Source organism: Massilia sp. 05N420 (genome assembly GCF_056397205.1).
Window position 1 is genome coordinate 88,646 of the sequence record NZ_JBFTMX010000013.1, and the last position, 23,227, is coordinate 111,872.

The following is a 23,227-nucleotide window of genomic DNA, read 5'->3' on the forward strand; positions in this document are numbered from 1 at the left end:
CGGGGGACAGATGCAAAAAACAAAATAATGATTCTGAGCATCATATCATCCCGACATGCAAAATGGGAAAGGCAGCGTCGCACATCCCACACCCGGCTATAATAGCGGCTGGGTGATCGTACCGCCCGGTACGACAGGATTCGCGCTGGTCGGGCCGCCACGCGGTCAAATCACGCCCATATGACCCGCTTCCTCTCGAATACTTTCCAAGAATTTGCCGCATCCGGAAAAGCCGGCGGCACCGTCCTGATCCTCTGCACCCTCGTCTCCCTCCTGCTTGCGAACTCGCCGCTGGGCGGGCAATACCTGCATTTCTGGCACCGGCCCTTGGCCGGCCTGACGGTGGAAAACTGGATCAACGACGCCTTGATGGCGGTGTTCTTCCTGCTGATCGGGCTCGAACTGGAACGCGAGCTGTACAACGGCGAACTGTCCGAGCTGAAGAACGCCCTGCTCCCCATCGTGGCGGCGGCCGGCGGGATCGTCGTCCCGGCGCTCATCCATTTCAGCCTGAACCACGGCACGCCGACGCAGGCGGGGCTCGGCATCCCGATGGCCACCGACATCGCCTTCGCCCTCGGCGTGCTGGCCCTGCTGGGCAGCCGCGTGCCGGCCCCGCTGAAGATCTTCCTTACGGCCCTGGCGGTCATGGACGACCTCGGGGCCATCGTCGTCATCGCCCTCTTCTATACGGCGGAAGTCTCGCTCGGCTGGCTGGCCGCGGCGCTGGCGGTGTTCGTCCTGCTGGTGCTGCTGAACCGGATGGGGCGCGTGATGGCCCTGGCGCCCTATCTGCTGGGCGGTGTCCTGATGTGGTTCTGCATGCTGAAGTCCGGCGTGCACGCGACCATCGCCGGCGTCCTGCTGGCCTTTGCGATCCCGTATTCCGCCAGGAGCGACGACGATACTTCGCCATCGCACCGGCTCGAACACCTGCTGCACAAGCCGGTGGCCTTCCTGATCCTGCCGCTCTTCGCCCTGGCAAACACGGGCGTGACGATCGGCGCGGACTGGGCGCAGGGACTGATGACGTCCAACAGCCTGGGCATCGTCCTCGGCCTGAGCGCCGGAAAACCGGTCGGGATCGTGCTGGCGAGCTTCGCCGCCGTGTCGCTCGGGCTGTGCCGCCTGCCGCCCGGCCTGGCCTGGCGCCACGTGCTCGGCGCCGGCCTGCTGGGCGGGATCGGCTTCACCATGTCGATCTTCATCACCAATCTCGCCTTCACGGGCGAGGCCGGCATCGTCAACGGGTCGAAGATGGCGATCCTGGTCGCCTCGCTGGTTTCCGGCGTGGCCGGCTTCACATGCTTAAGGCTGGCCGGCGCGGCGGCAGGCGATCCAACGACGCCGCGTGCAGTTTGAACACGCCGACTGCGTCCGACAGGTGATGCGCCTCCTCTTCCAGGCTCGCCGCCGCCGCCGCGGCCTCCTCGACCAGCGCGGCGTTCTGCTGGGTGGATTGATCCATCTCGACGATGGCAATGTTGACCTGCTCGATGCCCGTGCTCTGCTCCGCGCTGGCGGCGGCGAATTCGTTCATCAGCGCGGCCACCTTGTTAACCGAGCCGACGATGTCGCTCATCGTGCTGCCGGCCTGGTCGACCAGGCGGCCGCCGGCGTCGACCTTGGCGACCGAGTCCTCGATCAGCGCCTTGATCTCCTTGGCCGCGCCGGCCGAGCGCTGCGCCAGGTTGCGGACCTCGGCCGCCACCACGGCGAAGCCGCGGCCCTGTTCGCCGGCACGCGCCGCTTCCACCGCGGCGTTGAGCGCGAGGATATTGGTCTGGAAGGCGATGCTGTCGATCACGCCGATGATCTCGACGATCTTGGCCGAGCTTTGCTTGATCGCCCCCATGGTTGAGACCACCTCGGTGACCATCTCGCCGCCCCGGCTGGCGTGGTCGGCGGCCGAGACGACGAACTGTCTTGCCTGGCGCGCGTTGTCGGCGTTGGTCTTGACGATCGAGGTCAATTCTTCCATCGACGAGGCGGTTTCTTCGAGGCTGCCGGCCTGCGCTTCGGTTCGCGAGGACAGGTTCAGGTTGCCGGCGGCGATCTGCGCCGAAGCCGTCGCGATGGTGTCGGTGCTCGAACGGACCGCGCTCACGGTATGCGTGAGACTGGCCACCATGGTCTTGAGCGCCTCCATCAGGCGTCCGGTTTCGTCGCCGCGCGTGACCTCGATCCTCATCGTCAGGTCGCCCTGCGCGACGGTTTCGGCGAGCGCCACCGCTTCGCCGATCGGCCTGGTGACCGACTTCGTGATCAGGTAGCCGGCAAGGGCCGAGACGACCGTCGCCAGGGCCAGCAGCGCCAGCATGAGAACTGTGGCGTCGTGCGAGGCTTCGGCGGCCTCCTCGCCCAGCCGGTCCACGCGCTCGGTTTCGTGCTTGAGCAAGGCGTCGAGACGGCCGAAATAGGCGTTTTGCAGCGGGATCACGGTGGCGAACAGGAAGTCGATGGCGGCCGCGCGATCGCCCTTGTTGAACTGTTCGATGGCTAGTGCGCGCTTGGCGGTGAAGGCCGCGAAGGCACTGCCCTGGTCGCCGAGCAGCTTCCTTTCTTCGTCCGAACTCATCAGCTGGCCGAGCTTGCCGGCGGCTTCGCTGCCGATGCGGTCGGCATCGAGCACGGCGTCGAAGAACTTGGCCGATTGCGCCGGGTCGGTTGCCAGCATGGCATTGCGCAAGGCCTGCGCGCCGCGGTTGGCGTAGCTGCGCATGACGTTGGTCTGCTCAACCGCCACATAGCGCTGCTTGACGATCTGGTCGGTGAGCGCGCTGGTGTGACGGATGCGGTTAATGCCGATCAGCGACATCAGCAACATGATGGCGATCGTGATGCTGAAGCCGATCGCCAGGCGCGAACCGATACGGAAATTCGAAAGCATAGGGTCTTTCTTGAGGGGCTGATCGCTTTTATGCTAGCTCAAAATTTCCCGGTGGAAATCGCCAATGAAGCAGTTCGGGACAAAATGCAACACTTGCCCCGTTGCCGGTACGCGCGGATTTGTCATGATGCTCACATTTTTGCATCGCGCGTATCATGTTGGCATGGTGTCCACTTCCATGAGAGGCCCAATGAACAGTTTGCTGGTCTTCGATTACGAAACGACGGGCCTGGATCCGAGCCGTGACCGGCCGATGCAGTTCGCCTGCGTGCGCACCGATATGGAACTGAAGCTCATCGGCAAGCCGATGACCCTGTACTGCAAGCCTTATCCGGACCTGCTGCCCGACCCCGATGCCTGCGTCATCACCGGCATCACGCCGCAGTTGTGCGAGGAAGCGGGCCTCCCGGAACTGCAGTTCGTCGCGGAAGTCCGCCGCCAGATGACGATGCCGGGAACGATTTCTTTCGGCTACAACTCGATCGCCTTCGACGACGAGATCACGCGCTTCATGTTCTGGCGGAACCTCATCGATCCCTATGCCCGCGAATGGAAGGATGGATGCGGCAGGTGGGACCTGATCGGGCTGGTGCGCGCCGTCCACGCCCTGCGCCCCGACACGCTGGAGTGGCCGCGCGACGACCAGGGCAAGCCGTCGTTCAAGCTGGCGCGCCTCAGCAAGGCGAACGGCCTGCCGCACGAACTGGCGCACGATGCGCTGTCCGACGTCGGCGCCACCATCGGGCTCGCACGGCTGATCCGGCAGCGGCAGCCGGCGCTGTACGCGCATTGCTTCTCGATGCGCGACAAGGCCCTGGCGCTACAGGAAATGGACCCGGAGCGGCAGGCGCCCTTCCTCCATGTCGGACGCGGCTCGCCGGAAACCGCCGGGGTCAGGATCATGATGCCGGTCGCGGCCCACCCCACCAACAGGAACGAAGTCATCGCCTGGGACCTGGCCGGGGATCCGCGCCAGCTGCTCGACATCGACGCCGAGACCCTGCGCAGGCGCCTGTTCACCAGGCAGGAGGACCAGCCCGAGGGCTTCAGCCGCATGCCCATCCACTGCATCGCCGCGAACAAGTCGCCGGCCGTGTTCAGGAAGCTGGATCTCCTGTCGCCGGAGCGGGCGGCCGAGCTGGGCATCGATCTCGATGCGGCGCTGGCGAACGTCCCCGACATGCGGGAGGTGCTGCAGGCGGTCGACCTGCCCCGGCTGCTGCAGGTGGCGTTTACGCCGCCATCCTTCGACGGCGATCCCGAAGAGGCCCTGTACGCGGGCTTCATCGGCAACGACCGCCGCACCCTCGACCAGCTGTTGACCCTGGACCCGGCCAACCTGGCGTCGGTCAGGCCGGAGTTCGGCGATCCCAGGCTGACCGCCCTCTTTCTGCGCTACAAGGCGCGCCACTATCCCGCCTTCCTGTCCCAGCGGGAGCAGGACAAGTGGGAAGAGCACCGCTTCGACAAGCTGATCTCGGGCTATCCCGGCAGCCGCACGGTCTCGATGGTCCGGGCCGCAGTCGCCGATTGCCGGCGCAGGCTGGGCCAGTCGGCGGATCCCCTCGATGCCGCCAAGTATGACATCCTCGACCAGGTGCTGGCGTATGCGAACGGGCTGGCGGCAGAGATCGATCCTTTCGATACCGCCGGGCCGGCCGAGCTTCCGTCCCCTGCTCCGCCGGCGCCCGCCGCGCCCGTACCGTCCGCGACGCCGGTCCAGCCCGACCTGTTTGGCGGCGCGGATGCGACGCCGTCCGCGGGCCGGACCAGGAAACGTCGATAAGCGGACGGCGCCGGCCCATTCGCTCAGGTATTGCGCAGGCGGGCGAGCTCCGGGCTGGCGGCGTAGGCCGATGCGAGTTGTTCGGTCAGCCGCTGGACGTCGAAGCGGCCCGCGTAGCGGCTGCCCTCCCGCAGCTGGTAGCGGATGGTGAGGCGCCCCTGGTCGTCGGCCTCGAGAAGGTAATGGTCGGCCAGCCCTTCGGGCGGCGGCGGAAGCGGCATGCCGATGCGCTCCATGAAGCTCGTCAGCTCGCCCGTCGCCCGCACGCGCACGGAGAAGGCTTTTGCGCGCACCATGGGATCGTCGGGATCGAGTGCGGCAAGGGCAAGCGCCTGCGCGCGCACTGCCGCGCCGAGGCGCAAGCTCAGTTCGTCGTGGGCATGCGCCGGTTGTCCGGTGGCGTAGCGGACCGCGCCCGGGCCTGCGTTGCCTGGCAGTGTGATGGTGTCGAAGAGTGTGGCGACATCTTCGTCCTGCAGGGTTTCGCGGTAGCCTGGATACAGCGCCGATATGCTTACTTCAGCGTGGGGATCGTCGGCCAGGCAGCGCTCGCGCAGGGCCTGGTAGGCGGGGTCGGTTTCGAGTGCCGGGCCGGGAAAACGCAGCTCGCGCTCGAGCCGCGTGCCGTCGTACTCCGGCACGCGCGCGGCGCGGAATTCCTCGCGGGTGGACCCGGGGATGGGCCAGCGCTTGTGGTAGGCGGCGAAGGCCTTGCAGATGCCGAGGTAATAGCCCAGGTTGCGCAGGGTGTCCGGCTGGACGAAGGGCAGGTCCAGTTGGGATGTTGAGGCCTTGGCCCGTTTTGGTTTCGGTGTCATGGCGGCGCGTTTTCGAGAATTGATTGAATATTACAAATCATTCTCTCGATTGGGCACACGGCACAGCTGCGCACGCCCTGCTCGCCTTTCCTGCTACACACCGAACGTCAGCCGATCTGGCGCGAACATGCGCCGAAAGCCTTAGGTATCGCCTCGCCTGGCCGTCCGCTTAACAGTCAACATGTCTTCCAGGACCTTACCCCGGAGGCGCAGAGTAAGGCAGCATGATCGGATCACGCAGTCGGATAATCTGCCGCACGTCATCGGTGTCGATTACCTCCATGCTCGTCAATCCGGCTGGCCCATGGTCCACGTAGATGTGGCGCGGGTGCCGGATAAGGTGGTCGAGCCCCTCAAGCAGCACCTCCACCAGATCGTTTTTGGGATCGTAGGTAATACCCAGCAGCGGCACCCACTCGGCTTGGATCTGGTCGCCAAGGTTCAGCGACGCGACCTCGATCTCGGCCTGCTTACCTAACACCATCTTCGAAATTCGGTCAAAGTAGGTGTGCCACGCCTCTTTGTCGAGCTTGACTGTAGCCATCAGGTCTACCTCCGTGTCTTGATGTTCTCGAAACGCCGGCAGCGCCTGCCCGGCACGCCCGCAAAACCGCACATCTGCGTCGCAGCAGGCAAGCGGTCTTGCTTGGACCGCGTGCCGGCCCTTGAATTCGCTGTGCGAATATTGCGGCGCCCACTTATGAAAGCTTAGCCTGACACCGTTGAAAATCAATGACGCATCACGCTGCGCCGCCGGTGGCTTCGCGGCAGAAGACACGCGAACGAGCAAGGATGGAAACAGTTGCCTGAAGCTGGCCGTGAGCGCGGACGGCGCCCACATCACCACCATCGAAGGGCTTGCTGCCGCCGGCCGGCTCGGCGCACTGCAGCGTGCCTTCATCGAGCATGACTTCCAGTTCGGGTATTGCACACCGGGGCAGGTCTGCTCGGCCACGGCCCCGGTCGCCGAGGGCGTCGCGTTCACGCGCGATGAAGTGCGCGAATACCTGAGCGGCAACCTGTGCCGCTGCGGGGCCCATCCCAACATTACGGATGCGGTGATGAACGTGCTGCGCCAGCATCCAGGGCCGGACGCATGAACTGTTTCGACGATGAGCGCGCTACCGATGTGGCGCAGGCCGTCCGTCAGCCTGGCCGGCTGCACCAAGCTGGTCGACCCGATGAAGGAAGACGTGGAATGGCCGCGTACGCTGACCGACGTGAACCGCCTGCCGCTGCACGCGATCGAGGAACTGGCCGCCAGCGGCCTGCGGCTCGGGGCGCTGGCGACGAATTCGGAAACGGCCGGCCATTCGGTCGTGCGGGCCCGCTATCCGGTGCTGTTATTTCTACGACACGGCCCCCCGTGCAACAAACACGCGCCCGGGGCCGCTTCGCTCGACGACCTCGTGTTTGGCGACGGCCACATGATGGTCGGAACCGACCCGCACGCCGTGTGTCGCTGACCGATCCGGCGCGTGTCAGCGGCAAGGATTGATGGAACACCGGTTCGGCCGCTTCATGACCCACAACTTTACCGATTACCACATCCCGGTGAATGCGGACATCCCGGAGATCGAAGTGATTCTTGTGAATGAACATGGCACGGAAGTGCCACCGCCAGGCGTCAAGGGCGTGGGCGAGATCGGGGTGGTCGGCACGGCTGCGGCGGTGGCCAACGCAATTCATCACGCCACCGGCAAGCGGGTGCGCTCGCAGCCGGTTACGGTGGACAAGCTGCCTGGGTAGGCGCAGAGTCTGGATGGCGCACCAGGCGCAGGTTCGACCCCGAGGCGTTATGCACAATACAAAGTATTTCGATCCCAACCGCCATTCAACCTGGCTCGAGTGCTTTTTCGACCTGATCTTTGTGGTGACGATCGATGACGTAACGCATCTCCTGAGCCACACGCACGAGGGTCACCTCGACCCGCTCCAGTTCTGGAAATTCGTTCTGATTTTCATACCCCTGTGGTGGATCTGGGCCAGCCACACGATGTATGCCAACCGGTTCGACACGGATGACCGGAAGCATCGGCTGGCGACCCTGCTCATCATGTTCCTGCTGATCGTCATTTCAGGCTTGATCGGACAACGATTCCTGTTCAGCGTCGAGGCCATCATCATCTGCTACGCCGGTTCGAAATACATCATTGCGGCGATGTATTTCGTGTCGCAACACCGGCACAAGGAAAGCGTGGAACTGACAAGGGCAGTCAGCTGGGTGATCGTCGCCGGCACCACCATCAGCCTCGCGTCGATCCTGTTTCCGGCGCCTCGGCAATATGTCGTGTTTTACCTTGGAATACTGTTCGATCTGCTTGCGTTCATCTTTTTTCTGCAGCGCCGGCTCCAGGTCATCCCGGTACATACCGAACACCTGATCGAGCGGGTGGGCCTGCTCACGATCATCATACTGGGAGAGTCCGTCAGCAGCCTGTCCATCGGGCTCGCCAACATCAGCTGGACTGCGGAGAGACTGCTGAGCGCAGCCACCGGCTTCGTGATGATATCGAGTATCTGGTGGGTCTATTTCGACAGTTTTCACCTGCTGACCAAGCAAAAGCTCACGACCGGCCATTCGGTCCTGTACTCGCACTTTTTCGTCTTCATCGGCCTGTCGATCCTGGCCAGCCTGATCCGCCACGCGATCCTCGACGATATGGCGCTATCCGATTTCCGGGTACTGTCGGTCATCGGCGCCGTCTGCTTTTTCATCGGCAAGCAGTATGCCTATTTCATGGAGCGGCCCGAGCTGCGTCCCCAGCTGGTCGTCAACACCTTGGTCGTCTTCGTGTTGTCCGGGTTTGCCCTGCTATTGCCTGGAACCGGCTACGTCCTGCTCGGCCTGACCTGCGCAGTGATCTGTTACGCCTTCCTCAGCCTCAAATACCTGACCCTCTCCCACGCGCCTCACCCTCGTATGCGCGGCGACGCCCGGTCCTCCAGGTAGGGGAAGCACGACAGGCGATCGCCGGCGTCGCAAATCCAAGGCATGTGGTGGCAGCACTTCTTGTCAGGAAGCAATCGTTGCCGTCGGGCGCCGATCTTGGCAGATCGCAGTAAGGACATACAGTACCGTGAATGCAAATGTCCCGGCCATTCCACAGTCCTCTACCTGCAAGCTGTCCGATAGCTCGGAATGATCCGCGCGTTATCAAACATCTGATTGACCCGAAGCGCTTCGGGTCGGTATCGGTCCTTCGCTGGTAGACTGCTTTCGGCCACGTGAAGAAGACGGCTTCGCCGCAAGTGGCGGCGGTCCGGTCATCATTGCATTGGGCTCGCTGGAAAATGAGTGAGTGAGCTCTGTTTAACAACGGGAGATATTGTCATGGTCAAACTCGCGTTATTCGTTCGTCTGGAAGTCAAGCCGGGTAAGGAGAAAGACGTAGAGAGCTTTCTGTTAAGTGGTCTTCCCCTCGTTCAGGCAGAGCCAGCTACTACAGCTTGGTTCGGCATCCGCCTAGGGCCATCGACCTTCGGCATCTTTGACGCGTTTCCAGATGAGGCCGGGCGGCAAGCTCATCTTTCCGGCAAAGTCGCAGCCGCGCTCATGGAAAAAGCGGGTGAGTTATTTGCCAAGCCGCCGTCAATCGAAAAGGTTGACGTTCTTGCGGCAAAGCTGCCGGGCTGAGCAGGCCCGACAAGTCGCTCAAACCGGCGGCTCGCTGGAGGCCCCAGCGAGCTACAGCTTAACGCGGGCGTTGAACAACCGCTTTCTGGAACCGGCAAGGACTGCTCCGGGGTCTTGACGCTCAGAAAACAAAAAACCCGCAAGCCTCATAGTACTTGCGGGTTCTCTGAATGTTAAAGGTTTCCCTAAAACAGATGTTCCTGGCGGAGGCGGTGGGATTCGAACCCACGATACAGGTTTAAGCCCGTATGCTTCCTTAGCAGGGAAGTGCCTTCGGCCACTCGGCCACGCCTCCAGTCAGCTCTTAACAGTGTTGCTCGTTGTCGCTGAGTGCACGCATATTAATGGCCACACTTCATTTGGTCAAGGAAGCACGGCCAATTTTTTTGAAAAAGTTAAGCTTTCTCCAAGTCAAACGCTTTATGCAGGGCGCGTACCGCCAGCTCCATGTATTTTTCGTCGATCAGGACCGAAATCTTGATCTCGGAGGTCGAGATCATCATGATGTTGATGCCCTCTTCCGCCAGGGTGCGGAACATCTGCGAGGCGACGCCGACGTGGCTGCGCATGCCGACGCCGACCGCCGAGACCTTCGACACTTTCGCATCGCCCAGCAGGCGGGTGAAGCCCAGTTCTTCCTTGTTCGCTTCAAGGACGCCCAGGGCGCGCTGGTAGTCGTTGCGCGAGACCGTGAAGGTGAAGTCCGTTTTACCGTCTACCGACACGTTCTGTATGATCATGTCGACCTCGATGTTCGCGTCCGAGACGGGTCCGAGGATGTGGTAAGCGACGCCCGGCTTGTCCGGGACGCCCAGGACGGTGATTTTGGCTTCATCGCGGTGGAAGGCGATGCCGGAGATGACGGCTTGTTCCATGTTGTTTTCTTCCTCAAACGAAATCAGGGTGCCCGAGATGGCTTCTTCTTCGAGCGGCATCAGGGGATCGGTCAGCGACGACAGCACGCGGGTCGGGACGCGGTAGTTGCCGGCGAATTCCACGGAGCGGGTCTGCAGCACTTTCGAGCCCAGCGAGGCCAGTTCCAGCATCTCCTCGAAGGTGATCTTGTGCAGGCGGCGCGCCTCGTCCACCACGCGCGGGTCGGTGGTGTAGACGCCGTCGACGTCGGTGTAGATCAGGCACTCGTCGGCCTTCATCGCGGCCGCGATCGCCACCGCCGAGGTGTCCGAGCCGCCGCGGCCCAGGGTCGAGATATTGCCTTCGTCGTCCACACCCTGGAAGCCGGTGATGATCACGATCTTGCCGGCCTCGAGGTCGCCGCGCACGCGCGAATCGTCGATCGACTGGATGCGCGCCTTGGTGAAGGCGGAGTCGGTCTTGATGCCCACCTGCCAGCCGGTGTACGAGACCGCATCCTTGCCGCGTGCCAGCAGTGCCATCGCCAGCAGGCCGACGGACACTTGCTCGCCGGTCGAGGCGATCATGTCCAGCTCGCGCGGATCCGGCTGCGCCATGATCTCTTTTGCCAGGCCGATCAGGCGATTGGTTTCGCCCGACATGGCGGAGGGGACGACGACGATCTGGTGGCCGGCGTCGTGCCATTTGGCGACGCGCGCAGCGACGTTCTTGATGCGGTCCGTCGATCCCATCGACGTGCCGCCGTATTTGTGGACTATTAAAGCCATGACAGTGGGGATTTCCGCTTGTAAAAATAGAAGGGGTCTTAAACTCTACATGCTGCGGTGCAGAATCACAATACGTGGTAATGCGAAATCTATACCTTATTGGAATAAGGTAATGCAAAAAGTGCATATTAGCGCTTTCCGGCCACCTTCACAGGGCTTGCCAGCGCAGGGCGATGCGCCCTTCCCCTTGTTCGACGTGCCGGCAATCCATCCCCAGCCCGGCGGCGAACAGCAGGTCGAAGCCGGTGCTGACGATCGGCAGGCGCGAACGCTCCCACACCGGCACATTGGCCGCCTGGAACAGTTGCTTCAGGCCGCGGGTCGGACGGTTCGGCGCCAGCTTCAGGCGCTCGCCGCCCTTGCGGAAGTCGATCTCCAGCGGGCGGCCGCGCAGCCAGTCCGGCTGGAGCCCGGTATCGGCCACATCGAAATGCAGCACCCCGCCGTAGTCCGGGAAGGCGATGCTGGGCTCGCCGTTCCAGCGGAAGGCCTGGGCATGCTTGACGATGATGCCTTCGTCGTCGGGATCGCGCAGGCCGGCCAGATCCTTCTGCTTCGGCACCAGGTAGAGACGGTCGCGGTAGCGGCGCGCATCGACTTCCGGATGCGACACCAGCGGTTGGGCATCCTCGCGCGCCGACAGCAGCTGCCCCACCATCTGCTCCAGCCAGGCGGTCGAGGGCATGCCCAGGCGGCGCACCGAGAACCAGTGGCGCAGCAGGTTGTTGACGCGGTCGCGGCTGAAGTTGCGCAGGCGCGCCAGGTCGAGGCCCTCGCCCACCAGGCAGGCCGCCAGGTCCTGCCCGGCCAGCTCGTCCAGCAGGCGCTGGGCGGACTGCGCATGGGCGCCGCTGCGGGCGATGCGGCGCTGGAAGCCCGGGAAGGCCTGGGCCAGCACCGGCATCACCTGGTGGCGCAGCGCGTTGCGGGCGTAGCGCGGATCGCTGTTGGATTCGTCCTCGACCCAGGCGATCTGCTGCGCCGCGGCAAACGCTTCCAGTTCGGCGCGCGCCACCGCCAGCAGCGGACGCGCCATCACCAGCCGCTCGTCGCCGAGCAGGCCTGGTGCGCGGTTGGATGCATCCATGCCGGACAGGCCGGCCGGCCCGGAGCCGCGCATCAATTGCAGCAGCACGGTCTCGGCCTGGTCGTCGAGATGGTGGGCGGTCAGCAGCAGGTCGACGCCATGGGCGCGGCACATCTCGCCCAGCGCCGCGTAGCGCCGTTTGCGGGCCGCTGCTTCCAGCCCGCTCCTGCCCTTCTCTACCATGACGTCGCGATGGTCGAAAGGCACGCCCAGCGCTGCCGCCGCGTCCGCGCAATGCGCGCGCCAGGCATCGGCGTTCGGACTCAGGCCGTGGTGGACATGGAAGGCGAACAGCGGCAGGCCGGCGGCACTGGCGGCTTGGTGCGCCAGATGCAGCAGGACCATGGAATCGAGGCCGCCGCTGAGGGCGACCGCGATGGAGGATGGGGAATGTTCTGCACGCAGCTCATCGCGTAACTGAGCGAAAGCCTGCGCAAAGGATGCCGCGGCAAGGGCGGCCGGACCGGCGTCGTCATCCGGTCCGTTCTTACGGGAGCTCACTCTTCGCGCGGCAGGGTTTCCTTGAATTTACCGTAAGCCATCAGCTTCGCGTGACGGGCTTCCAGCAGATCCTTGGTCTTCATGCCCTGGAACTGGCGCAGGGTGTCGGCCAGCGCGCGCTTCAGGCCCTGGGCCATGGCGGCCGGGTCGCGATGGGCGCCGCCCAGCGGTTCGCTGACGATCTTGTCGATCAGGCCGATGGCCTTCAGGCGGTGGGCGGTCAGACCGAGGGCGTCGGCGGCGTCGGCCGCGCGCTCCGAGGTCTTCCACAGGATCGAGGCGCAGCCTTCCGGCGAGATCACCGAATAGGTCGCGTACTGCAGCATCAGCACGGCGTCGCCGACGGCGATCGCCAGCGCGCCGCCCGAACCGCCTTCGCCGATGATGGTGGCGATCAGCGGCACTTTCAGCTCGGCCATGACGTACAGGTTATGGCCGATCGCTTCGGACTGGCCGCGCTCTTCGGCGTCGATGCCCGGGAAGGCGCCCGGCGTGTCGACGAAGGTGAAGATCGGCAGGTTGAATTTCTCGGCCAGCTTCATCAGGCGCATCGCCTTGCGATAGCCTTCCGGACGCGGCATGCCGAAGTTGCGCATCGCGCGTTCCTTGGTGTCGCGGCCCTTCTGGTGGCCGATCACCATGCAGGCCTGGCCGTTGAAACGGGCCAGGCCGCCGATGATGGACTGGTCGTCCGCGAAGGTACGGTCGCCGTGCAGCTCATGGAAATCGGTGAAGATCGCGTTCACGTAGTCCATCGTATACGGACGTTGCGGGTGGCGCGCGATCTGGGAAACCTGCCATGGCGTCAGCTTGGCGTAGATGTCTTTCGTCAGTTGCTGGCTCTTCTTGGCCAGGCGGTCGATCTCTTCCGAGATGTCGACAGCCGAATCGTCCTGCACGAAACGCAGCTCTTCAATTTTGGAATCGAGCTCGGCGATCGGCTGTTCAAAACTGAGGAAAGTTGTTTTACTCATTGTACCTCCGGGTTGTTCGTGGCCGCGACCGGGATCGACCGGTGCTGCGGCGGCAAGGGCGCTATTCTAACCGGAAATTATCCGGAAATCGGGTCCAAACTGCGCCATAAATACCAAGTGGCAACGGTCCGCCAGGGTTCCCAGTTGGCCGCCACTTCGCGCGCATCGCTGCGCGATACGGGTTCGCCCGAAAAATAATTCTGGCTGATGCCCTGGATCAGGCCGGCGTCGTCGAGCGGGAGGACGTTCGGCCTGAGCAGATTAAATATCAAAAACATCTCCGCTGTCCAGCGGGTGATGCCGCGGATACGGACCAGCTCGGCGATCACCGCCTCGTCATCCATCTGCGACCACAGGTCGGCATGGACCCGCTTGGCCTTGAAATGGTCGGCCAGGTCGAGGATATATTCGGTCTTGCGTTTCGAGAGTCCGCAGGCGGACAAGGGATCAAAGCCGGCCTTGATCACCTGGGCGGGCGTCATCTTCGGACACAGTTCGCGCAGCTTGAGCCAGGCGCCTTCCGCCGCCTTGACCGTGACCTGCTGGCCGACGATCGAGCGGGCCAGGGTCGTGAACGGGTCCGGATGGCCGCGCAGGTGCATGTCGCCGAACTGCGGGATCAGCTTGTTCATGATGCGGTCCCGCTGCATGAGCTCGGCCTTCGCCTCCGCCCAGTAAGGCGGGACGTCGGGCAATGTCGATGCCGAGCCCATGAGGTCCTTGGAAAGTGCCATTCCGGATCGTGCCGCTCAGGCGCGGCGCCAGTTGGTCGTGCCGTCGGGCTTGTCTTCGAGCACGATGCCGGCGGCCGTCAGCTCGGCGCGGATGGCGTCGGCATCAAGGAAGTTGCGCGCCTTCTTGGCGGCGGCGCGGCGGGCGATGGCCTCCATGATCGCGGCTTCATCCATGCCGCCTTCGCCCGGGGTGCCGGCGCGCAGGAATTCCTGGGGCGAGCGTTCGAGCAGACCGAGCACGGCGGCGAGTGCCTTCAGCTGGCGCGCATCCTTGACCGATTTGCTGCGATTCACTTCCGAAGCCAGGTCGAACAGCTCGGCTACCGCCAGCGGGGTATTGAAATCGTCGTCCATCGCTTCGCGGAAACGGAGCGCATGCGCCTCTTCCCAGTCGACCTCGACCTTCTCGCCGCCGAGGTCCACGTCCGCCAGGGCCGTGTACAGGCGGGTCAGCGCGCCCCTGGCATCGTCGATGTGGACGTCCGAGTAATTCAGCGGGCTGCGGTAGTGGGCGCGCAGGATGAAGAAGCGGATCACTTCGGCATCGTATTTCTTGAGCACGTCGCGGATCGTGAAGAAATTGCCCAGCGACTTGGACATCTTCTCGTTATCGACGCGCACGAAGCCGTTGTGGACCCAGTAGTTCGCCATCGGCGGGCCGAAAGCGCCTTCCGACTGGGCGATCTCGTTCTCGTGGTGCGGGAATTGCAGGTCGGCGCCGCCGCCGTGGATGTCGAAATGTTCGCCCAGCAGCGCGCAGGACATGGCCGAGCATTCGATGTGCCAGCCCGGGCGGCCGATGCCCCATTTGGAATCCCACTTGGCTTCCGCCGGTTCGGATTCCTTGCCGGCCTTCCACAGCACGAAGTCGAGCGGATCGCGCTTGCCGGTATTGACGTCGACGCGCTCGCCGGCGCGCAGGTCGTCCAGCGACTTGCCGGACAGCTTGCCGTAGCCGGGGAATTCGCGCACGGCGTAGTTGACGTCGCCGTCCTCGCCCTGGTAGGCCAGGCCCTTTTCTTCCAGCTTCTCGATAATCGCCAGCATGTGCGGCACGTGCTCGGTGGCGCGCGGCGCGAAGTCCGGCGGCAGGATGCCGAGGGCGGCGGTGTCCTCGTCCATCGCCTTGATGAAGCGGGTGGTCAGCTGGGACATGGTTTCGCCGTTGTCGACGGCGCGCCTGATGATCTTGTCGTCGATGTCGGTGATGTTGCGGACATACCTGACCTCGTAGCCCGAGGCCTTGAACCAGCGGTAGATGACGTCGAAAGCCATCATCATCCGGGCGTGACCGACGTGGCAGTAATCGTAGACCGTCATCCCGCACACGTACATGTTGATCTTGCCGGGTTGCTTGGGAACGAATATCTGCTTGTCACGCGCGAGCGTGTTGTAAATCTTTAGTTGGCTCATCGGATGGTGTTCTGGATGGTTGGAGCTTGACGCTCGGACGCACTTGCAGCTAGGCAACGTGCCGGGGATGACCCAAGTCGCGACCGTCAGGACTTGATTTCGCTGTTACTTTGATAAAATCAACAGTCCATCGCAAAGTATAGCATTGATAAAATCCTGTCTGGCCGCATATGCCACAGGTTTATTTTTCTGCAAAAGTCTTGACATCACTTTGCGTTTGCCCACAGAGAGGAAGCCACGATGCACATCATGAAACCGTCCCCTACCCGCCTCCTGGCCCGCATGGCGGCCGCCGCTGCCGGCGCCCTGCTGCTGTCGACGGCGGCCTGGGCGGCCGACCCGCAGGTCTCGCTGAAAACCACGATGGGCGAGATCGTGCTGGAGCTGAACCAGGAAAAAGCGCCGAAGACGGTCGACAACTTCCTCAAGTACGTCAAGGCGGGATTCTACAAGGACCTGATCTTCCACCGCGTGATCGACGGCTTCATGATCCAGACCGGCGGCATGGACGCCAAGCTGAACGGCCGCAAGACCCGTCCGCCGGTCAAGAACGAATCGGACAATGGCTTGTCGAACGCTGCCTATACCGTCGCGATGGCGCGCGAATCGAACCCGGACACCGCCACCTCGCAGTTCTTCATCAACGTGGTCGACAACCCCGGCCTCGACTATCCGAACATGAACGGCTCCGGCTATACGGTGTTCGGCAAGGTCGTGAAGGGACAGGAAGTCGTCGACAAGATCAAGGGCGTGCTGGTCGACGACGTGCGCGGCATGGAGAACGTGCCGGTGACACCGGTCGTGATCAAGTCCGCGACCATCCTCAAAGCGCAGTAAAATACGGAACTCTTAACAATAAGGCACAGGACAAACCATGACCACCGTACTCATGACCACCAACAAGGGCAACATCAAGATCGAACTCGACGACGCCAAAGCGCCGAAGACCGTTGCCAACTTCGTCGAATACGTCAACCAGGGTCACTTCACCAACACGATCTTCCACCGCGTGATCAAGGACTTCATGATCCAGGGCGGCGGTTTCGAGCCGAACATGAGCCAGAAGCCGGCCGACAAGACCGTCGAGAACGAAGCCAAGAACGGCCTGAAGAACGACAAGTACACCATCGCGATGGCCCGCACTATGGCCCCGCACTCGGCCTCGGCCCAGTTCTTCATCAACACCAAGAACAACGACTTCCTGAACTACCCGGGCCAGGACGGCTGGGGCTATGCCGTGTTCGGCAAGGTCGTCGAAGGCCAGGACGTGGTTGACCAGATCAACACCGTCAAGACCGGCCGCTCGGGCATGCACTCGGACGTGCCGGCCGAAGCCGTGATCATCGAGAAAGCCGAAATCGTTTAATCAAGTAGTCTATTCAAGCAAGGCGCGTGGGGCACGTCCACCGTTAATCCGATGAACAGTCCCGCGCGCACGCTTGCGCTCTTCATTTCCGACCTGCACCTGCAGGAATCGCATCCGCACACGCTTGCGGCCTTCTTCCGCTTCCTGGCCGAGCACGCGTCTCATGCCGAATCGCTCTACCTGCTCGGCGACATCTTCGAATACTGGGCCGGCGACGACGATATCTCCACGCCCTTCCACCAGCGCGTCGCCGACGCGCTGCGCGCCCTGTCCGACGCCGGCGTGGCCGTGTACTGGATGGCCGGCAACCGCGACTTCCTGGCCGGCCGGGACTTCGCCCGCGCCGCCGGCCTGAGCCTGCTGGCCGAACCCCATGTGGCCAGCTTCAAGGGCGAGAAAGTTGCCCTGGTCCACGGCGATGCGCAGTGCACCGGCGACCTCGAATACATGGCTTTCCGCGCCCAGGTGCGCGACCCGGCCTGGCAGCAGCAGTTCCTGGCCATGCCGCTGGCGCAGCGCAAGGCCATCATCGCCGGCCTGCGCGAAGGCAGCCGCCAGGCCCATGGCGAGAAGTCCTACGAGACCATGGACGTGACACCAGATGCGGTGTCCGCCCTGCACGACGCCACCGGCGCCGACATCATCATCCACGGCCATACCCACCGCCCCGCCCTGCATACAGACCCGGCGACCGGCCGGCGCCGCTACGTGCTGCCCGACTGGGAACTGGATGCCGAACCGGCGCGCGGCGGCTGGATCGCGATCGATGCGCACGGCCGCATCACCCGCTACGGCCTCGACGGCCAGCCCATCTAAACTCCCCCGATCCGGACTGAACGACATCGTTCAAATTCCGTCTTGACGCGTTGCGAACTGGTGTTATACTTCACTACAACACCACTTCAATACCTCACCGAAGTAGTGCCCCATCAACGAGGAGGCAGGCATGGATGTCCAGGCTGCACCGCAAGAACAAGGAGCCGGCAATGACAATCGGCTGGAATGACAACGCGCCGATTTATCGGCAATTGAAGGACCGGGTGATCGGGATGATGCTCGACGGCGTGCTGAAGGCCGGCGACCCGCTGCCCTCGGTACGGCAGATCGCCGCCGAGTACCAGCTGAACCCGATCACGGTCTCGAAGGCTTACCAGGAACTGGTCGACGATAACTTAGTAGAAAAAAGAAGGGGGATCGGCATGTATGTCACTGAAGGCGCCAGCGAAAAACTGCTGGCAAGCGAAAGGGAGCGCTTCCTGCGCGAGGAATGGCCGGCGATGCTGGAGCGCATCCGCCTGCTCGGCCTGAACGTGGATGAGCTGCTGAGCAGCGAACTCGGAGGCCGGGCATGAACGCCGTCCTCTCCGCCCGCGGCCTGTCCAAGCGCTACGGCAAGCGCGTCGCCGTCGACGGCATCGACTTCGAGATCCCCGCCGGCCGCATCGTCGGCCTGATCGGCCCGAACGGTTCGGGCAAGACCACCACCCTGAAGGCCGCCCTGGGCCTGATCCCCTTCGACGGCGAACTGTCGGTGCTGGGCTTCGACCCGCGCACCCAGCGCGACGACCTGATGCAGGACGTCTGCTTCATCGCCGACGTCGCCATCCTGCCGCGCTGGATGCGCGTGAAGGATGCGATCGACTTCGTGCAAGGCGTGCACCCGCGCTTCAACCGCGCCAAGGCCGAACGCTACATCGCCGCGACTTCCCTGAAGCCGTCGATGAAAGTCAAGGAGATGTCGAAGGGCATGATCGTGCAGCTGCACCTGGCCCTGGTGATGGCGATCGAGGCCAAGCTGCTGGTGCTGGACGAGCCGACCCTGGGCCTGGATATTCTCTACCGCAAGCAGTTCTACCAGAACCTGCTGGAAGATTATTTTGACGAGCACAAGACCATCGTCATCACCACCCACCAGGTCGAGGAAGTCGAGCACATCCTGACCGACCTGATGTTCATCCGCGAAGGCAGGATCGTGCTGGCCGCCTCGATGGAAGAGATCGGCGAGCGCTATGTCGAGGTGATGGTCTCGCACGACAAGATCAGCGCCGCCAACGCCCTGTCGCCGATCGACCGCCGCACCGTGTTCGGCAAGGCCGTGATGCTGTTCGATTCGGCCGCGCCGGGCAGCGCCTCGCGCCAGCAGCTCGCCGCCCTCGGCGAAACCCGCAATCCCAGCGTCGCCGACCTGTTCGTCGCGACCATGAAAGGAAGCTACGCATGAACACCATGACCATGAAATGGCTGCTCCGCCGCGAGTTCTGGGAGCACAAGGGCTCGATGTTCTGGGCGCCTGCAATCGTCTCCGCGCTGCTGGTGCTGCTGGTCGGCGGCACCATGGTCTACGGGATGGCCGTGCACGGCGCGCCCGGCATCGTCCACGTCAACGGCCAGGCCGTGAGCAGCGGCGCCTTCGCCGCGGCAATGCCGGCCGAGTCGCGCGCGATGGTCGCGAAAGTCGCGAGCGGCATGTACATCGCCGCCGGCTCGCCGCTGTTCCTGATCCTGACCTTCGTCGTGTTCTTCTACTGCCTGGGCGCGCTGTACGACGAGCGCCGCGACCGCAGCATCCTGTTCTGGAAGTCGCTGCCGGTATCGGACGGCATGACGGTGCTGTCGAAGGCCATCACCGCACTGTGCGTGGCGCCGGTGATCTCGATCGCCTTCGCCGTGGTCGCCTCGCTGGCCCTGCTCCTGATCGGCTGCGTCGCCATGGCGATCGGCGGCGTCCACCTGGGCGGCACCATCCTCACCCAGCCGGACCTCTACCTGCAGCCGCTGCGCCTGGCCGCCCTGCTGCCGGTCTACGTGGTGTGGGCACTGCCGACCATCGGCTGGCTGCTGCTGGTGTCGTGCTGGGCCAGGACCAAGCCCTTCCTGTGGGCCGTGGGCGTACCGCTGATCGCCCTGCTGCTGGTGAAGTGGATCAGCTACACGCTGGAGAACTTCTCGGGCTCGCCGCTGAACATCATGCCGCTGGCCCAGGAAATCGTCGCCCGCCTGCTGACCGGCATCGTGCCCGGCATCTGGTTCAGCTTCACCGGCGGCATCCCGCCCGGCATGCACCAGAACGCCCAGGGTCCGGACGTGCAGGTCCTGTTCGAAGCCTCGTGGATGACCCTCGCCACCGCCCAGGCCTGGATCGGTGCGCTGTGCGGCGCGGTCATGATCTTCGGTGCGATCCGCCTGCGCCGCTGGCGCGACGAGGGCTGAGGCGATGATGCGTTCCGCCATCCTCCTGCTGCCCGCCATGCTGGTCTGCGCCGCCGTCCCCGCCGGGGCGGCGGAACCGGACAAGGACGAAACGCGCACCGTCCACGTCAACGCCATCAGGAACCCCGAGCTGCACAGCTACCGCGCCGTGGTGGCCGGACTGGACAAGTTCGACGAACTGCACGCGCTGGCGCCGAACGTGCCGCAGCTGCGCTTCCAGGTCGAGGCGCGCAGCGGCAAGGTGCTGGGCGACGAACCGCTGGTGGCGCGCATCGCCGCCGACGAGTTCTCGATTCCGCTGAGCCTCGACCAGGACCTGCGCTTTACGGTGCCGCGCAGCGAGGCGGCGTATGACGCCAAGGCCGAGATGGTCCTCAACCGGAAGAAGCGCCAGGCCCGCTTCCAGACCTGGGTGCGCAGCCCGGGACTGGCCGACAACCGGTACCGGATGGGCGACGTCCGCCTCGATTGCCAGGTCAAGATCGCGATCGCCAAGGAAGAGATTCCGTTCTGGGTGAACGGCTTGATCAACGGCTTCATGCTGACCACCGACTGGTGCTCGTGGTTCAAGGGCGAAACGCCGAAGGGCGGCGACCGCACCTGGTCGCACGACGCGCCGGCAAAGCTGAGCGCGGCCACCCTGCGCGACGGCGAGCGCAGCATGGCGCTGAAGATCGAAGGCAAGCGCTTCAAGCTGCCGATCGGCGACACCAGCTGGAGCAATGACGCGCTCGTCGAGCTGGAATTCGCGCCACCGGCGGAACCCGCGCAGCTGGCCCAGGCGGCGGAGCCGGCGCCGGCCGCGAAGGAAACGGCGCCGTAAGGTCCGGCCTTACTCGAACTGCTGGCGGAAGGCGGCGAACTGCGCCTTGAGTTCGTCGATCTCGCCGCGCAGCGCCGCCACTTCCTGCTCCAGCTGGCCGATGCGGCCGCCGGACGCCGCGCTGGAGGAGGCCGGGGCGCCGCCCGCATCCGCTTGCGCGACGTCGATCTCGCCGCCCAGCAGCTGGCCGTAGCGCGGTTCCTTGGTGCCGGGCGCACGCTCCAGGCGCGCCACCAGCGGCGGGTATTTATCGATCAGGAACTGCAGCGCGCTCTCCGCCTCGGGCACCGACTTGAACTCGTGCAGGCGGCCGCTGCGGGTGCGGATTTCGCCGGCGGTCTGCAGGCCGCGCAGCATCAGCACGGTCAGCACGGCCAGCTTGTCCTGCTCCAGCGACCACTTGACGCGCATGCGGTGCTCGTACTTGACCACGCGCGCGCCGGCCTGGGACATGCTGCCCACCAGCTTGCGCTGCATGAGGCGCTGCAGGGTGTCGTGGACCACGTCCTCGGACAGCTGCATGACCGGATCGCGGCTGGACAGCTGGTTACAGCCGTTCATCACCGCGTTCAGCGACATCGGGTAGTTGTCGGGCGTGAGCGCTTCTTTCTCGGCAAGCACGGCCAGTACGCGGATTTCGTTGGGGTCCAGGTCGGATGCGGGGTCGAAGCTGCCGGGGATGTCGCTGTTTTCGCTCATCTGCTCATCTGCTCATTCGAGTAGTTTCAGTTGCTCATTCGACCAGGCGATTCAACTGCGCCTGGTCGAGCTTGTCGTTCTCTGCAATGCCGGCGCAGGAAATGCCGGCCGCCTTGATGGTCGAGCACAGGCGCTCGATCTGTTCGTCCTGCTGGGCCACGTGGTTGATCAGGTTGCGCAGGGCCTTCGACAGCGGATCGTCGCCGTTCGGGGTGACGCCATAGGCCGCGAACATCTGCGCGCTCCTTACCTGATCTTCCTTGCGCACGATGTGGGCCGGGTTGCCGACCGCGGTGGCGCCGCCGGGCACCGGCTTGACCACCACCGCGTTCGAGCCGATCTTCGCGTACTCGCCCACCGTGAAGGCACCCAGCACCTGGGCGCCGGCGCCGACGATCACCCCGCGCTCGAGCGTCGGGTGGCGCTTGGTGCCGGCCACCAGGGTGGTGCCGCCGAGCGTGACGCCCTGGTAGATGGTGCAGTCGTCGCCGACCACGGCGGTTTCGCCGATCACCACGCCGAAGCCGTGGTCGATGAAGACCCGGCGGCCGATGGTTGCGCCGGGGTGGATCTCGATACCGGTAATGATGCGGGCGATGTAGGAGATGAAACGGCCGAGCCACTTCAGGCCGGCCTGCCAGCAGGCATGCGCCCAGCGGTGCATGACGACCGCATGCAGGCCGGGGTAGCAGGTGAGCACCTCCCAGCCGTTGCGGGCGGCCGGGTCACGTTCGATGATGCTCTGGATGTCTTCGCGCAGCTTTGAAAAAAACATAGGCCGAATGGTAGCCTATCCAGGCGGTGTTTGCTGATGGCGGGGTGATTCCAGCCGCCTCGTCGTTCCCGGCATTGCCGGAAACGACTTCCCGCGAAAGCGGGAACGACGGGTGCGCTTATTGCTTGGCTTCCAGCGCCAGGCGCTGGCGGCGCGCCTCGTACAGGCAGACGCCCGAGGCGACCGAGACGTTCAGGCTCTCGACCGAGCCGAACATCGGGATGCTGACCAGCACGTCGCAGGTTTCGCGGGTCAGGCGGCGCATGCCCTCGCCTTCCGAACCCATGACCAGCGCGGTCGGGCCGGTGAAGTCGCCTTCGTACAGACCCTTGTCGGCGTCGTCCGAGGTACCGATCATCCAGACGCCGCGGTCCTTCAGGTCGCGCATGGTGCGCGCCAGGTTGGTCACGGTGATGTAAGGCACGGTTTCGGCGGCGCCGCTGGCGACCTTGGCCGCGGTGGCGTTCAGGCCCACCGAGCGGTCCTTCGGCGCGATCACGGCATGCGCACCGACGCCGTCGGCCACGCGCAGGCAGGCGCCCAGGTTGTGCGGGTCGGTGATGCCGTCCAGGATCAGCAGCAGCGGCGGGCCTTCCACCGCATCCAGCAGCTCGTCCAGGTTGCGCGCCAGCGAGAGCTGGCTGGCGAAGGCGATCACGCCCTGGTGGCGGCGGGTGCCGACGATCTTGTCGAGGCGCTCGGCATCGACCGGCATCACGCGCACGCCGTGCTGCTTGGCGTGGGCGATCAGGTCGGTCATGCGGCGGTCGTTGCGGCCGGCGTCGACGAAGATCTCTTCCACCGATTGGGCTTCGTGGCGCAGCCGCGAAGTGACCGCGTGGAAGCCGAAAATCATTTTATTTTTCATTGA

At 64.2% G+C, this 23,227-nt stretch carries 25 protein-coding genes and 1 tRNA gene; 14 read left to right on the plus strand and 12 right to left on the minus strand.

All coding sequences use genetic code 11. The features are described from left to right. The first annotated feature begins 180 nt into the window (after window positions 1-180). The gene (gene nhaA, locus AC1DIX_RS10075; RefSeq protein ID WP_477324018.1) at window positions 181-1,362 is read left to right on the plus strand and encodes a Na+/H+ antiporter NhaA; all 1,182 of its coding nucleotides are present in this window, start codon (window positions 181-183) and stop codon (window positions 1,360-1,362) included. On the opposite strand, the gene AC1DIX_RS10080 is transcribed toward nhaA, so the two are convergent. Beyond that, window positions 1,301-2,890: a methyl-accepting chemotaxis protein gene (locus AC1DIX_RS10080; RefSeq protein WP_477324020.1), complete on the minus strand. Its 1,590-nt coding sequence runs from the start codon at window positions 2,888-2,890 to the stop codon at window positions 1,301-1,303. The genes nhaA and AC1DIX_RS10080 overlap by 62 nt on opposite strands. Before the next feature lie 190 nt (window positions 2,891-3,080). Between AC1DIX_RS10080 and sbcB the strand changes: the two genes are divergently transcribed. Then, complete coding sequence (gene sbcB, locus AC1DIX_RS10085) at window positions 3,081-4,676, plus strand: exodeoxyribonuclease I (RefSeq protein WP_477324022.1); 1,596 nt, start codon at window positions 3,081-3,083, stop codon at window positions 4,674-4,676. A 23-nt stretch (window positions 4,677-4,699) separates the two neighbouring features. Here sbcB and AC1DIX_RS10090 read toward each other — a convergent pair whose 3' ends face one another. Beyond that, a complete protein-coding gene (locus tag AC1DIX_RS10090; RefSeq protein WP_477324024.1) occupies window positions 4,700-5,494 on the minus strand; it encodes a hypothetical protein in 795 nt (264 codons plus the stop codon). Between the two features lie 196 nt (window positions 5,495-5,690). Further along, window positions 5,691-6,227: a DUF5335 domain-containing protein gene (locus AC1DIX_RS10095; RefSeq protein ID WP_477324026.1), complete on the minus strand. Its 537-nt coding sequence runs from the start codon at window positions 6,225-6,227 to the stop codon at window positions 5,691-5,693. Between AC1DIX_RS10095 and AC1DIX_RS10100 the strand changes: the two genes are divergently transcribed. From AC1DIX_RS10100 to AC1DIX_RS10120, 5 genes are all read left to right on the plus strand, one after another. Continuing rightward, complete coding sequence (locus AC1DIX_RS10100) at window positions 6,217-6,594, plus strand: (2Fe-2S)-binding protein (RefSeq protein ID WP_477324028.1); 378 nt, start codon at window positions 6,217-6,219, stop codon at window positions 6,592-6,594. The two genes, AC1DIX_RS10095 and AC1DIX_RS10100, sit on opposite strands and share 11 nt — an antisense overlap. A gap of 12 nt (window positions 6,595-6,606) precedes the next feature. Beyond that, complete coding sequence (locus tag AC1DIX_RS10105) at window positions 6,607-6,960, plus strand: FAD binding domain-containing protein (protein ID WP_477324030.1); 354 nt, start codon at window positions 6,607-6,609, stop codon at window positions 6,958-6,960. Window positions 6,961-6,991: 31 nt separating this feature from the next. Next, the gene (locus tag AC1DIX_RS10110; protein ID WP_477324032.1) at window positions 6,992-7,243 is read left to right on the plus strand and encodes a hypothetical protein; all 252 of its coding nucleotides are present in this window, start codon (window positions 6,992-6,994) and stop codon (window positions 7,241-7,243) included. Window positions 7,244-7,292: 49 nt separating this feature from the next. After that, window positions 7,293-8,447 carry a low temperature requirement protein A gene (locus AC1DIX_RS10115; RefSeq protein WP_477324034.1) on the plus strand — a complete coding sequence of 385 codons (1,155 nt, stop codon included), beginning with the start codon at window positions 7,293-7,295 and terminating at the stop codon, window positions 8,445-8,447. Between the two features lie 381 nt (window positions 8,448-8,828). Continuing rightward, on the plus strand, window positions 8,829-9,131 hold the full coding sequence (locus AC1DIX_RS10120) for a putative quinol monooxygenase (protein ID WP_477324036.1): 303 nt from the start codon (window positions 8,829-8,831) through the stop codon (window positions 9,129-9,131). Between the two features lie 201 nt (window positions 9,132-9,332). On the opposite strand, the gene AC1DIX_RS10125 is transcribed toward AC1DIX_RS10120, so the two are convergent. From AC1DIX_RS10125 to cysS, 6 genes are all read right to left on the minus strand, one after another. Beyond that, window positions 9,333-9,426: transfer RNA gene (locus tag AC1DIX_RS10125), tRNA-Ser, on the minus strand. A gap of 100 nt (window positions 9,427-9,526) precedes the next feature. Further along, window positions 9,527-10,774 (minus strand): aspartate kinase, encoded by a 1,248-nt coding sequence (locus tag AC1DIX_RS10130; RefSeq protein ID WP_441933823.1) that lies wholly within the window; start codon window positions 10,772-10,774, stop codon window positions 9,527-9,529. A 148-nt stretch (window positions 10,775-10,922) separates the two neighbouring features. After that, a complete protein-coding gene (tilS, locus tag AC1DIX_RS10135) occupies window positions 10,923-12,266 on the minus strand; it encodes a tRNA lysidine(34) synthetase TilS (protein WP_477324070.1) in 1,344 nt (447 codons plus the stop codon). Window positions 12,267-12,358: 92 nt separating this feature from the next. Continuing rightward, window positions 12,359-13,336 (minus strand): acetyl-CoA carboxylase carboxyltransferase subunit alpha, encoded by a 978-nt coding sequence (locus tag AC1DIX_RS10140; RefSeq protein ID WP_441933827.1) that lies wholly within the window; start codon window positions 13,334-13,336, stop codon window positions 12,359-12,361. A gap of 77 nt (window positions 13,337-13,413) precedes the next feature. Then, the gene (locus AC1DIX_RS10145) at window positions 13,414-14,070 is read right to left on the minus strand and encodes a DNA-3-methyladenine glycosylase family protein (RefSeq protein ID WP_441933829.1); all 657 of its coding nucleotides are present in this window, start codon (window positions 14,068-14,070) and stop codon (window positions 13,414-13,416) included. A gap of 15 nt (window positions 14,071-14,085) precedes the next feature. Then, the gene (gene cysS / locus AC1DIX_RS10150) at window positions 14,086-15,483 is read right to left on the minus strand and encodes a cysteine--tRNA ligase (protein WP_477324038.1); all 1,398 of its coding nucleotides are present in this window, start codon (window positions 15,481-15,483) and stop codon (window positions 14,086-14,088) included. A 240-nt stretch (window positions 15,484-15,723) separates the two neighbouring features. Between cysS and AC1DIX_RS10155 the strand changes: the two genes are divergently transcribed. The 7 genes from AC1DIX_RS10155 to AC1DIX_RS10185 all read left to right on the plus strand — a co-directional run bounded on the left by AC1DIX_RS10155 (window position 15,724) and on the right by AC1DIX_RS10185 (window position 20,882). Further along, window positions 15,724-16,320: a peptidylprolyl isomerase gene (locus AC1DIX_RS10155; RefSeq protein WP_441933833.1), complete on the plus strand. Its 597-nt coding sequence runs from the start codon at window positions 15,724-15,726 to the stop codon at window positions 16,318-16,320. A 37-nt stretch (window positions 16,321-16,357) separates the two neighbouring features. Beyond that, entirely contained in the window at window positions 16,358-16,849 is a 492-nt protein-coding gene (locus tag AC1DIX_RS10160) for a peptidylprolyl isomerase (RefSeq protein ID WP_441933835.1), read from the plus strand. Between the two features lie 51 nt (window positions 16,850-16,900). Continuing rightward, a complete protein-coding gene (locus AC1DIX_RS10165) occupies window positions 16,901-17,665 on the plus strand; it encodes a UDP-2,3-diacylglucosamine diphosphatase (RefSeq protein ID WP_477324040.1) in 765 nt (254 codons plus the stop codon). Between the two features lie 170 nt (window positions 17,666-17,835). Continuing rightward, entirely contained in the window at window positions 17,836-18,201 is a 366-nt protein-coding gene (locus AC1DIX_RS10170) for a GntR family transcriptional regulator (RefSeq protein WP_477324072.1), read from the plus strand. Continuing rightward, complete coding sequence (locus tag AC1DIX_RS10175) at window positions 18,198-19,070, plus strand: ABC transporter ATP-binding protein (protein WP_441933839.1); 873 nt, start codon at window positions 18,198-18,200, stop codon at window positions 19,068-19,070. The genes AC1DIX_RS10170 and AC1DIX_RS10175 overlap by 4 nt, the downstream gene beginning before the upstream one ends. After that, on the plus strand, window positions 19,067-20,059 hold the full coding sequence (locus tag AC1DIX_RS10180; protein WP_441933841.1) for a hypothetical protein: 993 nt from the start codon (window positions 19,067-19,069) through the stop codon (window positions 20,057-20,059). Before AC1DIX_RS10175 ends, AC1DIX_RS10180 begins: the two co-directional genes overlap by 4 nt. A 4-nt stretch (window positions 20,060-20,063) precedes the next feature. Next, a complete protein-coding gene (locus tag AC1DIX_RS10185; protein WP_477324042.1) occupies window positions 20,064-20,882 on the plus strand; it encodes a hypothetical protein in 819 nt (272 codons plus the stop codon). 9 nt (window positions 20,883-20,891) lie between these two features. Here AC1DIX_RS10185 and AC1DIX_RS10190 read toward each other — a convergent pair whose 3' ends face one another. The 3 genes from AC1DIX_RS10190 to rlmB form a co-directional block, all read right to left on the minus strand. Next, window positions 20,892-21,581 (minus strand): YceH family protein, encoded by a 690-nt coding sequence (locus tag AC1DIX_RS10190; protein WP_477324044.1) that lies wholly within the window; start codon window positions 21,579-21,581, stop codon window positions 20,892-20,894. 34 nt (window positions 21,582-21,615) lie between these two features. Further along, the gene (gene cysE / locus AC1DIX_RS10195) at window positions 21,616-22,356 is read right to left on the minus strand and encodes a serine O-acetyltransferase (RefSeq protein ID WP_441933847.1); all 741 of its coding nucleotides are present in this window, start codon (window positions 22,354-22,356) and stop codon (window positions 21,616-21,618) included. A 118-nt stretch (window positions 22,357-22,474) separates the two neighbouring features. Then, the gene (rlmB, locus tag AC1DIX_RS10200; RefSeq protein WP_477324046.1) at window positions 22,475-23,224 is read right to left on the minus strand and encodes a 23S rRNA (guanosine(2251)-2'-O)-methyltransferase RlmB; all 750 of its coding nucleotides are present in this window, start codon (window positions 23,222-23,224) and stop codon (window positions 22,475-22,477) included. Window positions 23,225-23,227: the final 3 nt, after the last annotated feature.